The following is a 1972-nucleotide window of genomic DNA, read 5'->3' as shown; positions in this document are numbered from 1 at the left end:
AAGAAAACAAACCTTCGCCTGCAATCATTCAGAGAACTTGTAGAAAAGACCTATCAGGAACTGCTTTTAAAAGACGGAGTGATAAGTGCTGAACTGCTTAAAAACAGATTGCAGGGCATTGCAACTTCTCCCACCACTTTGTTGGAGCTTAGCAATGCAGAACTACAATCGGTAAAGGAAGGTGTGGGAAAATCAAAGGCAGAAGGTACATACACTAACCTTTGCTATGCTAACAGGATGCTGTGCGAGTTTATAAAGGACTTAGGTAGTACGGATATAGAAATCCGAAGTATAACGGAGGAACTGTTTGAAGAATACCGCTTCTTTCTTAAAAAGAAAGGGTTGAAAGGTTCTTCTATCAACAATTATCTTTGTTGGCTGAGCCGTTTGATGTTCCGTGCGGTAAGCCAGCGCATCATTCGTTATAATCCATTTGAGCATGCAGAATATGAAAAGGTGGAAAAGACAATTCGTTTTCTTAGCAAGAGTTATGTAGCAAACCTAATGGCAATGAAGATGTGTGATAGCGATGCCGAACTTGCAAGGCGGATGTTCATCTTCTCCTGTTTCACAGGTTTAGCTATTGCAGATATGGAACACTTGACATCTGGACATATCAAGAGCGCAGCGGACGGGCAGATGTATATAAGAAAGGAGCGTCAGAAGACCAAGGTGGAGTCCATTGTGCCGTTACACCCCATTGCCAAGACGATTATCGCGCAACAAAGGCAGCTACAAGCGGTGAAAGAAGAAGGCAATAATACGGATATGGATAACCGTCTTATCTTTCAACCTTGTTGCAGTAGAAGTGTGTTAGCAGCGAAGTTAAGCATTGTAGGCAAGGCTTGTGGTATCAAACAACGTCTGTCCTATCATATGGGAAGACATACCTTCGGAACGATGTGTCTAAGTGCAGGTATTCCCATTGAGAGCATCGCCAAGATGATGGGACACGCATCAATTGCAAGTACGCAGATTTATGCGCAGGTAACGGACTGCAAGATCTCGGAGGATATGGACAGACTCATCGCCAAACACTAGGAAAAGAACAAAGAGGATGATAAGGTAACGGTAAAGGAAACTATTACCATAGGGACAATGGCTATTGCCAACACAAGCAGAAACAAAAGCATGGAGAAAACGGCATGAATACGGAAGATGGAATAAAGACCAAGACTGCAATCCGTCTGAACACGGGGCGCAGCTACTTCGAGTGGGGAAATGGTATGCAGGTTATCCGCAGGGGAAAAGGCGAAGTAGCCATGACCGAGGGCGAGCTTGCAAGGTTCTTCGGAGTTACATGGAGAAAAGTCAATGGCAGACTTCGGGCGATAACCGAAGATTCCGTCTTGTCTCCAGATGAAAGGGATGCAGGTGAAAGGAAGATTGTCACAGATAAGAAGGTAAGGGGCTACGCACCGCTTTACCCACTACCGACAATCATCGCCCTTTCCTTTCAACTTGACTGCGTAGAAGCCCACCTATTCAGAAGGCATGTGTGCAGTGAGTTGATGCGTCCAAGGAACGCACTTACCCCAATCATCATATATGGCAAGGATGTCAATAACTGAATAATGTATCAATCCTTTTTCTTTCACTGTTGTCTTACTACATCACTACAACACAAGATAATACGGTGAAAGAGAAAGGAATACGTTGTAGCTGATGGTTACTTGTGCATATTACTACGACACGACTACGTACTATACGTTGTCAAACAAAAGTGCACAACTGCAAATGTAGTTATTTACTCTTATATTTCATTGTTATATTATTAAAAATTCTTTTGTTGATTGAATTTTGCTTTATTATTTCTCTTATCTTTTTGATTTTCTCCCCTTACCCTAAATATACGTCTTTGGGTGTAAGATTATCTAACGATTCATGAAACCTTCTCTCATTATAATATTTCACCCACCCATCAATAGCATTTTCCAATTCAGAGGGACAAAAATAATGATTTAGCTTAATC

General features: G+C 42.0%; 2 protein-coding genes and 1 pseudogene. 2 read left to right on the top strand and 1 reads right to left on the bottom strand.

Annotation, left to right across the window (positions count from 1 at the left end):
* Together HMPREF9420_RS12680 and HMPREF9420_RS12675 are read left to right on the top strand one after the other, a co-directional pair.
* Positions 1-1038: pseudogene (locus tag HMPREF9420_RS12680) on the top strand (tyrosine-type recombinase/integrase); the annotation flags it as partial.
* A 107-nt stretch (positions 1039-1145) separates the two neighbouring features.
* Positions 1146-1571, top strand: a complete 426-nt coding sequence (locus HMPREF9420_RS12675; protein WP_007136140.1) for a hypothetical protein — start codon at positions 1146-1148, stop codon at positions 1569-1571.
* A 268-nt stretch (positions 1572-1839) separates the two neighbouring features.
* Here HMPREF9420_RS12675 and HMPREF9420_RS14920 read toward each other — a convergent pair whose 3' ends face one another.
* Entirely contained in the window at positions 1840-1938 is a 99-nt protein-coding gene (locus HMPREF9420_RS14920; protein ID WP_327246426.1) for an integrase core domain-containing protein, read from the bottom strand.
* Positions 1939-1972: the final 34 nt, after the last annotated feature.

The sequence above is a fragment of the Segatella salivae DSM 15606 genome (assembly GCF_000185845.1).
Lineage (GTDB): Bacteria > Bacteroidota > Bacteroidia > Bacteroidales > Bacteroidaceae > Prevotella > Prevotella salivae.
Note: the sequence above shows the minus strand (reverse complement) of the source record. Positions and strands in the feature narration are given on the sequence as shown.